At 72.7% G+C, this 15,438-nt stretch carries 15 protein-coding genes; 6 read left to right on the forward strand and 9 right to left on the reverse strand.

Features of this window, described 5'->3' with window-relative positions:
- Positions 1-135: 135 nt before the first annotated feature.
- Positions 136-1,020, reverse strand: coding sequence for a M15 family metallopeptidase (locus ES689_RS14490; protein WP_146906120.1), 885 nt, complete (start codon positions 1,018-1,020; stop codon positions 136-138).
- A gap of 242 nt (positions 1,021-1,262) precedes the next feature.
- Between ES689_RS14490 and ES689_RS14495 the strand changes: the two genes are divergently transcribed.
- Positions 1,263-3,107, forward strand: coding sequence for an MDR family MFS transporter (locus tag ES689_RS14495; RefSeq protein ID WP_370512383.1), 1,845 nt, complete (start codon positions 1,263-1,265; stop codon positions 3,105-3,107).
- Between the two features lie 183 nt (positions 3,108-3,290).
- Positions 3,291-3,896, forward strand: coding sequence for a MarR family winged helix-turn-helix transcriptional regulator (locus ES689_RS14500; RefSeq protein ID WP_146906122.1), 606 nt, complete (start codon positions 3,291-3,293; stop codon positions 3,894-3,896).
- On the opposite strand, the gene ES689_RS14505 is transcribed toward ES689_RS14500, so the two are convergent.
- On the reverse strand, positions 3,893-4,780 hold the full coding sequence (locus tag ES689_RS14505; RefSeq protein ID WP_146906124.1) for a site-specific DNA-methyltransferase: 888 nt from the start codon (positions 4,778-4,780) through the stop codon (positions 3,893-3,895). The two genes, ES689_RS14500 and ES689_RS14505, sit on opposite strands and share 4 nt — an antisense overlap.
- 59 nt (positions 4,781-4,839) lie before the next feature.
- On the opposite strand from ES689_RS14505, the gene ES689_RS14510 reads away from it, so the two are divergent.
- Positions 4,840-5,124, forward strand: coding sequence for a GNAT family N-acetyltransferase (locus ES689_RS14510; protein WP_146906125.1), 285 nt, complete (start codon positions 4,840-4,842; stop codon positions 5,122-5,124).
- Between the two features lie 179 nt (positions 5,125-5,303).
- Here ES689_RS14510 and ES689_RS14515 read toward each other — a convergent pair whose 3' ends face one another.
- The 6 genes from ES689_RS14515 to ES689_RS14540 all read right to left on the reverse strand — a co-directional run bounded on the left by ES689_RS14515 (position 5,304) and on the right by ES689_RS14540 (position 11,711).
- Positions 5,304-6,353, reverse strand: coding sequence for a biotin/lipoate A/B protein ligase family protein (locus ES689_RS14515; protein WP_146906128.1), 1,050 nt, complete (start codon positions 6,351-6,353; stop codon positions 5,304-5,306).
- 62 nt (positions 6,354-6,415) lie between these two features.
- A complete protein-coding gene (locus tag ES689_RS14520) occupies positions 6,416-7,294 on the reverse strand; it encodes an alpha/beta fold hydrolase (protein WP_146906130.1) in 879 nt (292 codons plus the stop codon).
- A 149-nt stretch (positions 7,295-7,443) separates the two neighbouring features.
- Complete coding sequence (locus ES689_RS14525; RefSeq protein WP_146906132.1) at positions 7,444-8,142, reverse strand: PepSY domain-containing protein; 699 nt, start codon at positions 8,140-8,142, stop codon at positions 7,444-7,446.
- Positions 8,143-8,401: 259 nt separating this feature from the next.
- The gene (locus tag ES689_RS14530; RefSeq protein ID WP_223269631.1) at positions 8,402-10,072 is read right to left on the reverse strand and encodes a cell wall metabolism sensor histidine kinase WalK; all 1,671 of its coding nucleotides are present in this window, start codon (positions 10,070-10,072) and stop codon (positions 8,402-8,404) included.
- Complete coding sequence (locus ES689_RS14535) at positions 10,065-10,742, reverse strand: response regulator transcription factor (RefSeq protein WP_133738958.1); 678 nt, start codon at positions 10,740-10,742, stop codon at positions 10,065-10,067. The genes ES689_RS14530 and ES689_RS14535 overlap by 8 nt, the downstream gene beginning before the upstream one ends.
- 216 nt (positions 10,743-10,958) lie before the next feature.
- Complete coding sequence (locus ES689_RS14540; protein ID WP_146906134.1) at positions 10,959-11,711, reverse strand: SDR family NAD(P)-dependent oxidoreductase; 753 nt, start codon at positions 11,709-11,711, stop codon at positions 10,959-10,961.
- A gap of 143 nt (positions 11,712-11,854) precedes the next feature.
- On the opposite strand from ES689_RS14540, the gene ES689_RS14545 reads away from it, so the two are divergent.
- From ES689_RS14545 to ES689_RS14555, 3 genes are all read left to right on the forward strand, one after another.
- Positions 11,855-12,319 (forward strand): MarR family winged helix-turn-helix transcriptional regulator, encoded by a 465-nt coding sequence (locus ES689_RS14545; RefSeq protein ID WP_146906137.1) that lies wholly within the window; start codon positions 11,855-11,857, stop codon positions 12,317-12,319.
- A complete protein-coding gene (locus tag ES689_RS14550) occupies positions 12,316-13,704 on the forward strand; it encodes an MFS transporter (RefSeq protein ID WP_146906139.1) in 1,389 nt (462 codons plus the stop codon). Before ES689_RS14545 ends, ES689_RS14550 begins: the two co-directional genes overlap by 4 nt.
- A 241-nt stretch (positions 13,705-13,945) precedes the next feature.
- Positions 13,946-14,554, forward strand: a complete 609-nt coding sequence (locus ES689_RS14555) for a hypothetical protein (protein ID WP_146906141.1) — start codon at positions 13,946-13,948, stop codon at positions 14,552-14,554.
- An 82-nt stretch (positions 14,555-14,636) separates the two neighbouring features.
- Here the strand turns inward: ES689_RS14555 and ES689_RS14560 are convergent, their stop codons facing one another.
- On the reverse strand, positions 14,637-15,374 hold the full coding sequence (locus ES689_RS14560; protein ID WP_223269632.1) for a GntR family transcriptional regulator: 738 nt from the start codon (positions 15,372-15,374) through the stop codon (positions 14,637-14,639).
- Positions 15,375-15,438: the final 64 nt, after the last annotated feature.

Raw genomic sequence — 15,438 nt, forward strand, 5'->3', positions numbered from 1 at the left:
CGCCCGGGGGGGGGGGGAAAGGGGAGGGGAAGGCAAAACCCCGGCGGGAAACTCCGCGGGGCTTGTCGGTTTGCGGGGGGGGGGGGGGGGGGGGGGGGGGGGGGGGGGGGGGCGGGGGCCAGCTGGCGGCGGCGCCTAGCCGGCGTAGGTCGGCGCAGCCGGCAGGCCGAAGAACTCCTCGAGCGTGGTGACGCCCGTCGCGTGCATCTCGGTCGCGAGCGGCACCCCGACGTAGCGGAAGTGCCACGGCTCGTAGGTGAAGCCCGTGATCGCCGTCTTGTCGGCCGGGTAGCGCAGCAGCCACCCGTAGCGCCAGGCGTTGGCGGCCAGCCACTGCCCCTGGGCGGTGTCGCCGAAGCACGCCTGCAGAGCACAGCTCAGCGGGACCGGGCTGATGTCGGCGACGAGCCCGGTCTGGTGCTCGCTGTGCCCGGGCCGAGCGCTCTGGATGTCGGCCTGCGCCTGGCCGAGCCGGTCGACCCAGCCCTGGTAGACGCTCACCTGCGTGGCGTACGACCGATACGCGCTCTGCACCTGGAACTGTCCCGCACCCTCCGCCTCCCCCGCGGCGAACAGCGCGAGCAGCGCGTCGCCGGCCTCGCGGCGGAACACGGGCGGGTTCTGCGACGCCACGTCGACCGTGACGAGATCGCTCGGCACGTAGTCGATCGGGTCCACGGTCCGCAGCTTGTCGGTCACGACCCAGAGGCTCGCCGGGTCGTCGATCGACAGCGCCGACTTGTCGAAGGCGGGCACGGCGGGTGCCGACGGCGCCGGCGGCTCGGCGGGGCTGGTCACGGGGGCGGATTCCTCGGGGGGCTCGGGGGTCGACGAGGGCGACGACGACGAAGGAGGTGCGCTCGGCCTCGCGCTCGTGCTCGCGCCGGGCGCGGCGCCCGAGGTGCACCCCGCGAGGGCTGCCGTCACCAGTGCCAGCGCGAGCGCGGCCAGCGGGGCCGACGACGAGCGGCGACGCGACGAGCGGCGAGCCGACGATCGGCGACGGCGGGAGGACGGCATCGCACCAGGCTAAGGCCCCTCCCCCGGCCGCGGCTCGGCCCTCTCTGTCCACAGGCTCCCCACGACGTCTGGTGGAAGCCGTGCCGGTGCAGTACTTTTGCGGTCTGCGCACGTTCGGTGCGCCTCCCTCGGCTGCAGCGTCGCCGCCCCGCTCCTCCCGTTCCGCAGCCCACGCCCGGTCCCGCAGCTCCTGTGCTGCTCCGCAGCCTCACCACCTCGTGCCCTCCGAAGGACGCCGCACCATGTCGAGAACCACCGCCTCTTCCTCCCCGGCGACCACCGCCTCCTCGGCGCCCGCGGAGCGAGAGGGGCTCATGACCCACCGCCAGATCCTCTTCGTGATCTTCGGGCTGATGGCGGGCATGTTCCTGTCGGCGCTCGACCAGACGATCGTCGGCACGTCGATGCGCACCATCGCCGACGACCTCGACGGGCTGAGCCTGCAGGCGTGGGTGACCACCGCCTACCTGATCGTGTCGACGATCTCGACGCCGATCTACGGCAAGCTCTCGGACATCTTCGGGCGTCGGCCGCTGTTCCTGATCGCGATCTCGATCTTCCTGCTGGGCTCGGTGCTGGCCGGCTTCTCGACGAGCATGTACCAGCTCGCGATCTTCCGCGCCGTGCAGGGCATGGGCGCCGGCGGCCTGATGGCGCTGCCGCTGACGATCATGGGCGACATCCTCGCCCCGCGCGAACGCGCCAAGTACCAGGGCTACTTCCTCGCCGTGTTCGGCATCTCGAGCGTGATCGGCCCGCTGGTCGGCGGGCTCTTCGCGGGCGCCGACCAGATCCTGTTCGTCACCGGCTGGCGCTGGGTGTTCCTCGTCAACCTCCCGATCGGCGTCGTCGCGCTGGCGATCGTCGTGCGGTTCCTGCACATCCCCGGCCAGGTGCGTCGCGAGAACGTCCGCATCGACTGGTGGGGCGCGGCCTCGGTGATCGTGGCCGCGGTGCCCCTGCTGCTCGTCGCCGAGCAGGGCCGCGAGTGGGGCTGGTCGTCGCCAGGAGCCTTCGCCTGCTACGTCATCGGCGCGGTCGGCATCGTGTCGTTCGTCATGGTCGAGCGAGCGATGGGCGACGACGCGCTCATCCCGCTGAAGCTGTTCCGCAACGCCACCTTCTCGATGGCGACCGTGCTCGGCGTGCTGGTCGGCTTCGGCATGTTCGGCGCGCTGCTGACCGTGCCCCTCTACCTGCAGCTGGTGCTCGGCTCGACGCCGACCGAGAGCGGCTTCCAGATGCTGCCGATGATCGCCGGGCTGATGATCTCGTCCATCGTGTCGGGCCAGCTCATCTCGCGGACCGGCCGCTACCGGATCTTCCCGATCACGGGCACCGCGTTCATGTCGCTCGGCTTCTTCTGGTTCACGAACCTGTCGTACGACAAGCCCTACTGGTTCATGATGATCGGCATGCTGCTGATCGGCCTGGGCCTCGGCCAGCTGATGCAGACGCTCACCATCGCGTCGCAGAACTCGGTCGGGCCGCGCGACATCGGCGTCGCCACCTCGGCGTCGACGTTCTTCCGCCAGATCGGCGGCACGCTCGGCACCGCCGTGCTGTTCTCGGTGCTCTTCTCGCGCATCCCGCAGACGATCGCCGCGGCGTTCGCCGACCCGGCCCTGCAGCGCGACGCCCAGGCAGCGCTGGCCGACCCGAGCGTCACCGCCGACAGCGCGAACGCGAGCATCCTCGGTCTCTACCAGGCGGCGCAGAACGGCGACACGTCGCAGGTCGGCGGGGCGCTGAACGGCAACACGTCGTTCCTGAACACGGCCGACAGCCGGCTGGCGGCGCCGTTCCTCGACGGGTTCGCGCAGGCGACCGTCACCGTGTTCTGGGTCGCGCTCGGCATCGTGCTGCTCGCCTTCGTGCTCAGCTTCTTCCTCAAGGCGTCGCCGCTGAGGCAGAAGTCGGCCATCGACGAGGCGAACGACGACCGGCTGGCGGCCGAGCTGGCGGCGCAGGAGGCGGCGGCCGCGTCGGGCGCGCTGGTCGCGCCGACGACGGGCAGCGTCCCGGTCGTCGAGGGCGACGGGGAGGGGTCGGCCCGACCCGCATCCGGCCCGACGACGTCGAGCTGACCGCGTCGAGCTGACCGGCCCCGCGCACGGGCCGGACGCGCGTCGAGCTGTCCGGCCCCGCACACGGGCCGGACGCGCGTCCAGCTGACCGGCCCGTCGCGCAGCCCTCGAACTGGCTGGGAACCGCTCGGGGCGCAGCCCCGCTCCTGGAACTCCCTGATCGGCTTAGCTACACTCTCTAGCATGAGTTCCGAGCCGACCCGGCGCACCTACGACGCGACGGGGTACTGGTACGGCTCCAGCGCCAGCGAGCGCGGGGTCGCCGTGCTGAACGCCCTTCGCCGCTACCGTGCAGCCGAGTCGGACATGCGTCGTCGCACGCGCGACAGCATGAAGATGAACGAGACCGACCTGGCCGCGCTGAGGTTCCTCGTGCGGGCCGGGCGCAAGCACGAGCCCGTCAGCGCGAAGGTGCTGGCCGAGCACCTCGCCATCACCTCTGCGTCGACCTCCGTGCTGATCAACCGACTCGTCGCGAGCGGCCACGTCGAGCGCCTTCCCCACCCCACCGACAAGCGCGGCGTCCTGCTCCGGGCCACCGAGGGAACGCACGCCGAGGTCACCGACACGCTCTCCGGCATGCACAGCCGCATGATCACGGCGGCGCAGGGTCTGTCGCCCGACGAGACCGCAGCGGTCGTCTCGTTCCTCGAGGCCATGACGGCCGCCGTCGACGTCGACGACCACGCCCTCGCCGAGATCGCCCTCGCCGAGGCCCGCGCCGAGGCAGAGGCCGAGGCCCTCGCCGAGCTCGAGGGCCGCCTCCCAGCCGCTGCTGCCACCGCCTAGCTGGCCGTGGAGGCCCGGGGCGGCTCGGCGACGACGAACGTCGCGTCGGGCAGGCGTCTGCGCATCACGGCCACCGCCTCCTCGTTGCTGTCGACCAGCACGTAGCGGCGCCCCAGCGCCTCGGCGACCGCGCCGAGCGTGCCGCTGCCGGCGAAGAAGTCCAGCACCCAGTCTCCCTCGCGCGACGACGCCTGCACCATCCGGCGCAGCACCCCCTCGGGCTTCTGCGTCGGGTAGCCGGTCTTCTCGCGCCCCGTCGGCGAGACGATCGTGTGCCACCAGACGTCGGTCGGCAATTTGCCGCGCGCGACCTTCTCGGGCGTCACCAGCCCGGGCGCCATGTACGGCTCGCGATCGACGGTCTCCGAGTCGAAGAAGTACCCCTTCGGGCTCTTCACGTAGACGAGGATCGTGTCGTGCTTCGTCGGCCACCGGTTGCGGCTCTTGGCGCCGTAGTCGTAGGCCCAGATGATCTCGTTGAGGAACGAGTCGCGGCCGAACAGGGCGTCGAGCAGCACCTTCGCGTAGTGCGCCTCGCGGTAGTCGAGGTGCAGGTAGAGCGTGCCGTCGTCGGCGAGCAGCCGCCACGCCTCGGCGAGCCTCGGCTCGAGGAACGACCAGTAGTCGTCGAAGCGGTCGTCGTAGCGCATCAGGTCGCCGCGGATCCGCTCGTAGCCGAGGCCCTTGAAACCGGTCACGGCGGTCACCGAGTCGGGCACGCTGCGCACCGACGTCGTCGCGCGCCGCGTCTGGGGTCGACCCGTGTTGAACGGCGGGTCGAGGTAGACGACCGTGAACGCTCCGTCGGGCAGCGTCGAGGTCACGTCGAGGTTGTCGCCGTGGACCACGAGACTCGAGGAGGCGCGGGTCCAGTCGACGGGCATGGTCGCCATCCTCTCGCACCGCGGGACAGCGCCCGAGCCACCGGGCGTACCGTGTCGGGATGAGCACCACAGTCGAGAACCGCCCCGACCAGAACCAGTACGTCCTCGTCGAGGACGGCAGCACGATCGGCCTCGCCGCCTACGACGTCGTCGGCGACGAGATCCGCTTCACGCACACCGAGATCGAGCCCGCCCGCCGCGGCGCCGGCCTCGGGGCACAGCTCGTGCAGGGTGCGCTCGACGACGTCCGCTCGGAGACGTCGCTGCGCGTCGTGCCGATGTGCCCGTTCGTCGTCGACTGGGTCGACGAGCACGTCGACTACCAGGAGCTGCTGACCCGCTAGCTAGGTCCTGACCTCGGGCTCGGCCCGCACCGGCTCGGCCCGGACCTCACCTCGAGTGGTCAGTTCCTGTCGTTCCCATGAGCGGGAGGGACGGGAACTGACCACTCGAGGGTCCGAGCACGGGGGCGAGTCCCGATCGTCGCGACCGACCTCGGCGGCCCGGCCCCCGCCTCCTCGGGTCAGGGGACGCGGCGGAGCCACTCCGGCGTCGCGAACTTCGTGGTGACGAGCTGCTCGGCCTTGTCGAGCTCGTCGTCGGTGACGTGTCCGACCTCGGCGCCGTAGAGACCGGTGAAGGTCTGCTTCATGCGCTCGATGATCTCCGCGCGCGCCAGGCCCGTCTGGCTGCGGAGGGGGTCGACGCGCTTCGCGGCGCTGGTCGTGCCCTTGTCGCTCATCTTCTCGCGCCCGATCCGGAGCACCTTCACCATCTTCTCGCCGTCCATGTCGTACGACATCGTGGCGTGGTGCAGCAGGGCCCCGTTGCCGAGGCGCTTCTGGGCGGCCCCGCCGATCTTGCCCTTCGCGCTCGTGATGTCGTTGAGCGGCTGGTAGAAGGCGTCGATCCCGAGCGACTTGAGGGCCGTGATCACCCACTCGTCGAGGTACGCGTAGCTGTCGGCGAAGCTCATGCCCTGCACGAGCTCGCCGGGGGCGTAGAGCGAGTAGGTGACGATCGACTGCGCGTCCATGAACATGGCGCCGCCCCCGCTGATGCGCCGCACGACCTCGAAGCCGTGCTCGGCTGCCGCGTCGAGGTCGACCTCGTTGCGCAGGGACTGGAAGCTGCCGATGACGACGGCGGGCTGGTCCCACTCCCAGAAGCGGAGGGTGGGCTGGCGGCGACCGGCCCCCACCTCCTCGGTGAGGACCTGGTCGAGGGCGAGGTGCATGTTCGGCGAGACGGGCGCGTCGTGGATGATCTGCCAGTCGTGGTCGCGCCAGTCGGTGGCCTTCGAGAGGCTGCGGCGGATCGCCGTGGCGACCGCGTCGGGCGAGAAGCCGAGCAGGACCGCGTCGTCGGGCAGGCCCGTCTTGATCGCGGCGGCGATCGACGCCGCGTCGGACTCGACCGGGAGGCCGTTCACCGCACGGTCGATGGCGTCGAGCGCCGTGTCGGGCTCGAGGAAGAAGTCGCCCGCGAGCCGGAACTCGGCGATGCGGCCCTCACGCACCTCCAGGTCGACCACCACGAGCTTGCCGCCAGGGACCTTGTACTCACCGTGCATGGCTGCAGCCTATGCCTGCGCGGTCTGCGGCCGGTCGGCGCCAGGTCAGCGCGAGGTCAGGGTCAGGGGCGCGGGCGCGGGAGGCGGGCGTCGAGCCACGCGACGAGGTCGGCGAAGACCTGGGCCCGGTTCGTCTCCTTGAAGACCTCGTGCCGGGCGCCGTCGTACACGACGAGCTCGACGTCGGTCAGCCCGCTGCGCGACGCGTACGCCGTGGCCAGCTTGCGCGCGCTCTCCTCGCCTCCGAGCGGGTCGTCGCCGCCCACGAGGATCAGCAGCGGCACGTCGGCGTCGAGGTTCCGAGCCGGACGCCCGAGCAGGCGCAGCGCGTCGCGCCAGCCGAAGAGGGTCGCCACCTTCGCGTCGACGGCGAGCGGGTCGGCCGCCATCTCGGCCGCGACGGCCGGGTCACGGCTCAGCCACTCGTACCCGGTGGTGCCGAGGTGGGCGTGCCGCGCGTTCAGGTCTCCGCCGTTCATGCTGCCCGGCACCCGGTAGGCGGTGCCGCTGAGCACGACGGCGTCGTAGAGGGAGGCCCGCTCGTCGACGATCTTCTGCAGCATCAGCGAGCCCCACGAGTGGCCGAGCGCCACGAGCGGCAGGCCAGGGGCGTCGTCGCGGATGATCCCCGTGAACTGGACGACCGCCTCCACCGCCCCCCGCAGCCCCGACGGGCCGAGCCGGCCGAGCTTCGTGTGGTCGCCGCCGTGCTGGCCGAGGCCGGTCGCACCGTGGCCGAGGTGGTCGTCGGCGTAGACCGTCCAGCCGGCGCGGACGAGCTCCTGCGCCAGCTCCTCGTAGCGGAGCGCGTGCTCGCCGACGCCGTGCATCAGCTGGACGGAGCCGCGCGGGTCGGCCGCACGCCAGACGTACCAGTGGACGGTGACGCCGTGGGCGTCGACGAACGTGTGGTCGCCTCGGGCGGCGGAGAAGGTGGGCACGGGGTCATCCTCGCATCGTCGGGCCGCCGGCGGCGCTGGTCGTCGTCGAGACCCCCTGGAACCGCGCGCACCCTCCGGCGCGCACGGGGGCGTGCGCGGGTCCGGAGGGTGCGGAGGGTGCGGAGGAGGCGCGGAGCGCGCCGGGCAGGTCAGCGGCGGTCGTCGACGTCGGTGCGGAGCACCCCGAAGGAGGCGTCGAGGTCGACGTCGACCTCGGTCCCGTCGTCGAGGCGCACGTCGACCTCGTAGGCGGTGTCGCCGTCGTCGCTGCGGTCGGCGTCGGTCACGGTTCCGCCGCCTGCAGCGGCGATCGCGGCCGCGGCAGCCTGGTCGAAGTCGGCTCCGACGAGGTCGTCGTCGTCCGTGCCGGGGGTGCTGCCCGAGGTGCCGCCCGAGCCGGGCGTGCTCGAGGCTCCGGGCGTCGAGGTCGAGTCGTCGGAGACGTCGGAATCGTCGTCACGGCCGTCGCGGCTGTCGCGGTCGTCGCTGCTGTCGCGGTCGTCGCTGCTCGAGCGGTCGTCGCTGCTCGAGCGGTCGTCGCGGTCGTCGTCGATCCGCGACGACGAGACGCTGAAGTCGTCGCCCAGCAGCACCGTGCTCTCGCGGCCGTCGGGCAGCACGACGTCGACCTCGTAGCCGGGCAGGCCGTCGTCGAGACGGTCGACGTCGGTGACGGTGCCTCCGCCGGTCTCGGCGAGCGCCGCCTCCTGCGCCCGGTCGTTCGCCGCGCCGCCGACCCGGTCGTCGAGCGTCGACGCGACGGCCACGCCGCCGCCGCCGAGCACGAGCACCCCGACGACGCCGCCGGCGATGAGGAGGGACTTCTTGCTCTTCAGGACGTTCTTCACGGTGTCTCCGATCGTGGGGCCGCTGCGCGGCGGGCGGTGCTCTCTCGAGCGATGACCCCACTGTCGCGGGCGGGCGCTGAAGCACCCCTGAAGCGACCTGAAGGAACCTTCAGCGAGCGTCGCCCCGCACCCCGCACCCCGCAGCACCCCGCACCCCGCACCCCGCACCCCGGAGTGGACGATGCACCCCGTCGTTCCGGGGTGCATCGTCCACTCCGGGGTGTTTCGACATCGAGGAGGCGCTGGTCACGCCGACAGGTCAGGCCGCGTCGGCGGGGAGGTCGACCACGAACCGGGCGCCGCCGAGCGGTGCCGTCTCGACCCGCACCGAGCCCCCGTGCACCCGCACGATCTCGGCGACGATGGCGAGGCCGAGACCGCTGCCGCCGGCGTCGCGGTCGCGGGCCTCGTCGAGCCGGACGAAGCGCTCGAAGATGCGCACGTGGTCCTCCGGCGCGACTCCCGCGCCGTCGTCGTCCACGGTCAGCACGGCACGCCCCCCAGGAGTCTCGACCAGCCCGAGGGCCACGGTCGAGCGGGCGTGCCGGGACGCGTTCGCGACGAGGTTGCGGACGACCTGGCCGAGCAGCCCCTCGTCGCCGCGCACACGGGCAGGGCCCACCGCCGTCGCGTCGACGGAGACACCCGGACCAGTGCCCGCTGCCGATCGCAGACGCGCCGCCTCGGTCAGCACGAGGTCGTCGAGGTCGACGGGGCGGCGGGCGACGCCGAGAGCGCCCTCGTCGGACCGGGCGAGGACCAGCAGGCCCTGCACCAGGGAGGTGAGGCGCGCCTCCTCGCCGAGGACGGTGCCGGCGAGCGCCCGTCCGTCGATGCTGTCGGGGTGCAGCAGGGCGACCTCGGCGTGCTGCCTGATCGTCGCGAGCGGCGTCTTGAGCTCGTGCGAGGCGTCGCCGACGAAGCGCCGCTGCGCCGTCGCGGAGGCGTCGAGCCGGTCGAGCATGCCGTTCAGGGTCGACGCGAGCCGCGACACCTCGTCTCCCCCTCCCGGGTCGGCGAGGCGGTGCGACAGGTTCGCGGCGGTCACCTCGGCGACCTCGCGGCGCATCGACTCGACCGGGCGCAGCGCCCGCCCGACCACGAACCAGGTCGTCACGCCCAGCACGAGCAGCGCCACGGGGACGGCCACGCCGAGCGTGAGCAGGCTGGCCGAGGAGGCGGCCTGCGCCTCGTCGAGGGAGCGCGCGGCCACGACGTCCCACCGGGTCGTGACGGTCTGGACGTCGTCGGCGGAGTCGTCCGACGACTCGTCCGAGCCCGAGGAGGCGGCCGCGTCGTCAGCTGCCCGGGCGGCGGCGTCCTCGGCGGCGTCCTCGGCGGCGTCGCGGGCATCCTCGGCGGCGTCCCGCGCAGCCTCGGCGGCGTCGTCCTCGTCGAGGGCGTCGTCGTCGGACGAGGACTCCGACGGCTCGGGCACAGGGGAGGGACTCGACGACGGGCTCGGGCTGAGGCTCGGCGATGCGGTCGACGTCGCAGTCGTCGCCGACTCGGCGCCGTCGGCCTCGACGACGAAGTCGTCCCCGTCGAGCGAGACCCGGCTGCCGGAGGTCACGCCGGCGAGCTCGCGTGCGTGCTCGGCGAGGTCGTCGTCGCCGCCCGTCGCGACGAGCCTGCCGGAGGAGTCGAAGACCGCCACGAGCGCACCGTCCGCGTCGCCGGAGACGGCGACGGCAGGACTCGAGCCGCCCGCGAGGGCGGCGACTGCACGGTCGACGTCGGCGGACGCGGCAGACCGCGGGGCGTCCGCGAGCACCGCCTGCTGCACCAGCGCGAAGACGATCGCGAACGCGCCGAGGGTGAGGGCCACGGCGAGCACGGCGGCCGCGGTGATGCGGAGGCGCAGCGAGCCGCGGCGGCCACGAGGACCGCGGCGACCACGGCGGCCGACGCGACCGGCGTCGTCAGCCACCCCGCGCCTCCAGCCGGTACCCGGCCCCGCGCAGCGTGACGATCGACTCGCGGCCGAAGGGCCGGTCGACCTTGTTGCGGAGATGCCGGACGTACACCTCCACGATGTTCGGGTCGCCCTCGAAGTCGTCGTTCCAGACGCCGTCGAGCACCTCGCGCTTCGTGACCACGCTGCCCGCACGGCGCATCAGGAACTCGAGCACGGCGAACTCGCGACTCGTCAGCTCGATCTGCTCGTCGCCGCGCCGGACGTCGCGCGACGCCGGGTCGAGCCGGAGGTCGCCGGCTTCGAGCACGACCGGACGCTCCCGGGCCCCGCGGCGGACGAGCGCACGGAGGCGCGCGAGCAGCACCGCGAACGAGAACGGCTTCGTGAGGTAGTCGTCGGCCCCGGTGTCGAGGGCCTCGACCTGGTCCCACTCGCCGTCCTTGGCCGTGAGCATGATGACCGGCGTCCAGTCGCCTCCTTCGCGCATCGCCCGGCAGACGGCGTAGCCGCTCATGCCGGGCAGCATGATGTCGAGGACGACCACGTCGTAGCTGCCCTCGCGGGTGCGCCAGAGGGCGTCTGTACCGGTGCCGGCCACGTCGACGGCCATGCCCTCGGCCTCGAGCCCGACGCGGAGCCCCTCGGCCAGGGTCGGCTGGTCCTCGACGACGAGCACGCGCACGGTCGGCCCCTTCCTCGCGCGCACCATGCCCGCGTGCCCATCCTGGCGCGGGTGCGCTGAAGCGCCGCTGAAGCGGCGCCGAAGCGCCTCCCGCGATGCGGCTCACGTCGAGGGCGGGTCATCTGGGTCGAGGGCGGGTCGTTCGGGACCCGCCCTCGACCCGGATGACCCGCCCTCGAGCTGTGCCCCGCTCAGCCGCGAGCCTGAGCGCGAGCGCTAGTGCGCCGAGTAGCCGCCGTCGACGAGGTGGTAGCTGCCCGAGATGAACGAGGCCTCGGGGCTGAGGAGGAACAGCACGAGAGCCGCGACCTCCGAGTCGGTGCCGAGCCGGCCCGACGCGTGCTGGCCCTCGAGCGCGTGCAGCTCGTCGGTCGACATCGACGAGCGGACGAGGGGCGTGTCGATGAAGCCGGGGCCGACGGCGTTGGTGCGGACGCCCTGCGCCGTGTACTCGAGCGCGGCGACCTTGGTCAGACCGATGAGAGCGTGCTTCGAGGTGACGTAGGCCGCGTTCTTCGCGATGCCGACCGAGCCCAGCACGGAGGCCATGTTGACGACGGCTCCGCCGCCGGCCTCCACCATCGCGGGCAGCTGGAACTTGAGGCCGTAGAAGACGCCGTCGAGGTCGACCGAGCGGACCCTGTCCCAGGCGGCGATGTCGTAGTCGCCGATGGTCTGCGGCGCGGCGCCGATGCCCGCGTTGTTGACGGCGAGGTGCAGGGCTCCGTAGGTCTCCTTCGCGAACGCGACGGCCGCCTCCGAGTGCTCCCACTTCGCGGTGTTCTGCTCGAACGCGACGGCCGTGCCGCCGGTCGAGGTGATCTCGTCGACGATGCGCTGTGCCGCCTCGACGTTGATGTCGGTCACGACGACCGACGCGCCCTCCGCGGCGAGCTGCCGCGAGACCTCGGCGCCGATGCCGCTCCCGCCGCCGGTGACGATCGCCGTCTTGCCGCTGAACTTGCCCATGCTGTCGCTTCTTCCTCGTGTCGTGTGGGGCTCGTCGATGAGCCGTCCTCGACGATACGCCTGCATGGACCTGGCGGCAACAGGTGTCGGACATCGTGCCCGATCGTTTACTTAGGCGAGCTAAATGATTAAGCTGACGGGCGATGACCGACACCGCAACACCCGCACCCGCACCCGCACGCCGCACCGTTCCGCACGCCCAGCTCGCGAGCGACGTGCGCGGCTCCGTGCTCCGCCTCGCCCGCCGCATGCGTCAGCAGAAGGCCGACGTCGACGTCTCCGACGCGCAGATGACGGCCCTCGGCTACGTGTTCCAGGAGCAGCCGCTCACCATCGGCGCCCTGACCGAGCACGAGGGCGTCACTCCCCCGTCGATGAACCGCACGGTCGGCAAGCTCGTCGACGCCGGCCTGCTCAGCCGCCGGGTCGACGACGACGACCGTCGCCGGGTGGTGCTCGAGACGACGGAGGCGGGTGCCGCGTTCGTGCTCGAGACCCGACGCCGCCGCGACGAGTGGCTGGTGCCGCGGCTGGCCGCGCTGACCGCCGACGAGCGCCGCACCCTGGCCGACGCCACCGAGATCCTCCGGAAGCTGAACCGCTCGTGAGCGCGATGTTCCGCTCGCTCGGCCTCTACAACTACCGGCTCTGGTTCGGCGGCGCGCTCGTCTCGAACACGGGCACGTGGATGCAGGCCACCGCGCAGGACTGGCTCGTGCTCACCCACCTGACCGACCACGACGCGACCGCGGTCGGCATCACGATGGCCCTGCAGTTCGCGCCGCCCATCTTGCTCGTGCCCGTCACGGGGCTGATCGCCGACCGGTTCGACCGCCGCCGCATGCTGATGCTCACCCAGGGCACGATGGCGCTGCTCGGCCTGGCCCTCGGCCTGCTCGTGCTCACCGACGTCGCGCAGCTCTGGATGGTGTGGGTCTTCGCGCTCCTGCTCGGCACGGTCAACGCGATCGACGCCCCGATCCGACAGAGCTTCGTCTCGGAGCTCGTGCCCCCCGGCCACCTCTCGAACGCCGTCTCGCTGAACTCCGCCTCGTTCAACGGCGCGCGCCTCCTCGGCCCTGCCGTCGCCGGCGTGCTGATCGCGAGCGTGGGCACCGGCTGGGTGTTCCTGATCAACGCGGCGTCGTTCGCCGCGGTGCTGCTGTCGCTGCGCTTCATCCGCGTCTCTCAGCTGCAGCACAAGCCGCCGGTGTCCCGGGCGAAGGGGCAGATCCGCGAGGGGTTCCGGTACGTCAAGGGGCGCCCCGACCTGCTCGTCGTCTTCACGATGATCTTCGTGATCGGCACCTTCGGCCTCAACTTCCCGATCTTCACGTCGACGATGGCGAGCGTCGAGTTCGGCGTGGACGCCAGCGGGTTCGGCCTGCTCTCGTCCTGCATCGCCGTGGGGTCGCTGACCGGCGCCCTGCTCTCGGCGCGACGGGAGCGCCCGCGGATGCGGGTGCTGGTGCTGGCCGCCGCCTCCTTCGGGGTGACCTGCACCGTCGCCGCGCTGATGCCCAGCTACTGGACGTTCGCCGCCGTGCTCGTCGCCGTCGGGCTCTCGTCGATCACGCTGATGACCACGGCCAACAGCACCGTGCAGCTGTCGACCGCGCCCGAGATGCGCGGCCGCGTGATGGCGCTGTACATGGCGATCTTCACGGGCGGCACGCCGCTCGGCGCCCCGATCGTGGGCTGGGTCGCCGACACGGCAGGGCCCCGCTGGGCGATCGGCGTCGGTGCCGCCGCCGGCTTCGTCGCCGCCGGGATCGCGGTCGTCTGGCTCGTGCGCCGACAGCACCTGCGGGTGCGCCGGGTGGCACCGGTCGCCGCGGCCGCGGACGCCGGGGTCGTGCGGCGGATCGCGCCGCGGCTCGTGCCGCACTTCACCGTCGAGCACGACGGCGACGGGGGCAGGCCCGCCCGCGACCGACGCGACGAAGCGGCCGCCGTGCTCGCCGCGGACGAGGTCGCCGCGCGCACGTCTTGAGCTGAGCCCGCGGCTGCGGCGGCGGCGTCAGCGGGGCGGCCGCACCCCTCGAACCCGCGCACACCCCTCGGCGCGCGCGAGGGTGCGCGCGGGTTCGAGGGGTGCCGGGGGCCCGAGGGCTGAGCCGTGTCCGCTGAGCGCAGGGGGCTACCGCCTGCGGGCCGCCCGGCGTACAGTCCGCCCATGACGAGTCCTCGGGTCTGATCCGGCCCCGCGGCGTCCCGTCGTGGAGGGTCCCGACATGGGCAGGACAGCGCGGTGCGCGGCAGCGGCTCTCGCCGCCGTCGTCGCCGGAGGCGCGCTCGGCCTGGCAGCGGACGCCCGCGCCGTCGACGGCCCCTACGACTACGTCGCGGTCGCGTTCCTCCTGCTGGCGTCGGCGCTCGTCGTCGGGGGCGTCGTCGTGCTGCTCGTCGCCCTGGCCGACCGCCTGCTCGGGCGACTGCCGACGTCGAGCTCGGAGTCGGCCCCGACCCCAGCCCCAGTCGCGCCCGTGCCCACCCCCGAGGAGGCGGTTCGCACGTCGACCTCGGAGCCGGCTGCTCTCGCGGCGGCCTGGACGACGACCCGCCGGCACGCAGCCAGGGCAGGGCGGGCGGCGACCTCGGCGACCCGCCGAGCGGCTGCGGCGCGACGTTCCGCGACGAGCTCCCTCACGGACGCGGTCACGCGGTCCGTGGCCGTCGCGCGTGCCGCCGGCGCGGCGAGGTCGACGGCTGCGACCGCGACCTCGGCTGCCGGACCACTCGATGACGAGTCCGAGCGGACCGCCGTCGGCGCGGGCGTCGCGCTCGCCACGTCGTCACCCGCGGCAGCCCGGGACGCGGACCGTCCGCAGCACGACGACTAGAGCCCGGCCGAGCCCCCTGAGCACCCAGACGGCCCGGGCGCCCCGGCGACGGGCACGGTGCAGCACCCCGCGGGGCCGCGGCTCAGCGCTTGCTGTAGTCGAAGGAGAGCCGCATCCGGTCGCCCCGGAACACGATCGTCGAGTACTCGAAGGCACCGCCTGCGGCGTCCGAGATGACGTCGGTCAGCTGCAGGACGGGGTCACGCGGCTGCAGGTGCAGCAGCTCGGCGTCGGTCGCGGTGACGGCCACCGCCTCGAGCGACTCGGCGACGTCGTGCATGGCCAGGTCGAACGCCGACTCGAGCACGACGCAGAGCTGCTCGCCCACGACGTCGAGACGGTCGAGGGTCGGGGCGAGGTCGGCGGGCACGAACGAGCGGTGGACACTCAGCGGCTGCCCGTCGACGGAGCGCAGCCGGACGATCGCGAAGACGAGGGCACCCGGCGGCAGCCTCAGCCGCTCGCGGACGCGCGTCGGCGCGGGCTCGCAGACCAACGAGACGAGCTCGGTCGAGATGTCGTAGCCGAGCACCTCGAGCTGCTCCCGGATGCCCTGGTAGGCCGGCGAGACGGCCGTGATCTTGTCGGGGGCGACGTAGGTGCCCTTGCCCTGGACGCGCACGAGCAGCCCGTCGGCGGTGAGCTTGGTGAGGACCCCCCGGACGGTCATCCGGCTGAGGCCGAACAGCCGGTTGAGCTCGTTCTCGGACGGGATGCGCTGGCTCGGGGCCCACTCGCCGCTCGCGATGCGCGCGCGGAAGATCTCTTCGAGCTGCTGGTAGAGGGGGACGAGGGAGTCCCGGTCGACGACGTCGGACACGAGCACCACCTTCCCAGATCCCTCACGGCGAATTCTTGCGGAGTCTACTTGTCTAGCCCTGTAT

Origin of the sequence: Frigoribacterium sp. ACAM 257 (assembly GCF_007954365.1) — a bacterium.
Classification (GTDB): domain Bacteria; phylum Actinomycetota; class Actinomycetes; order Actinomycetales; family Microbacteriaceae; genus Frigoribacterium.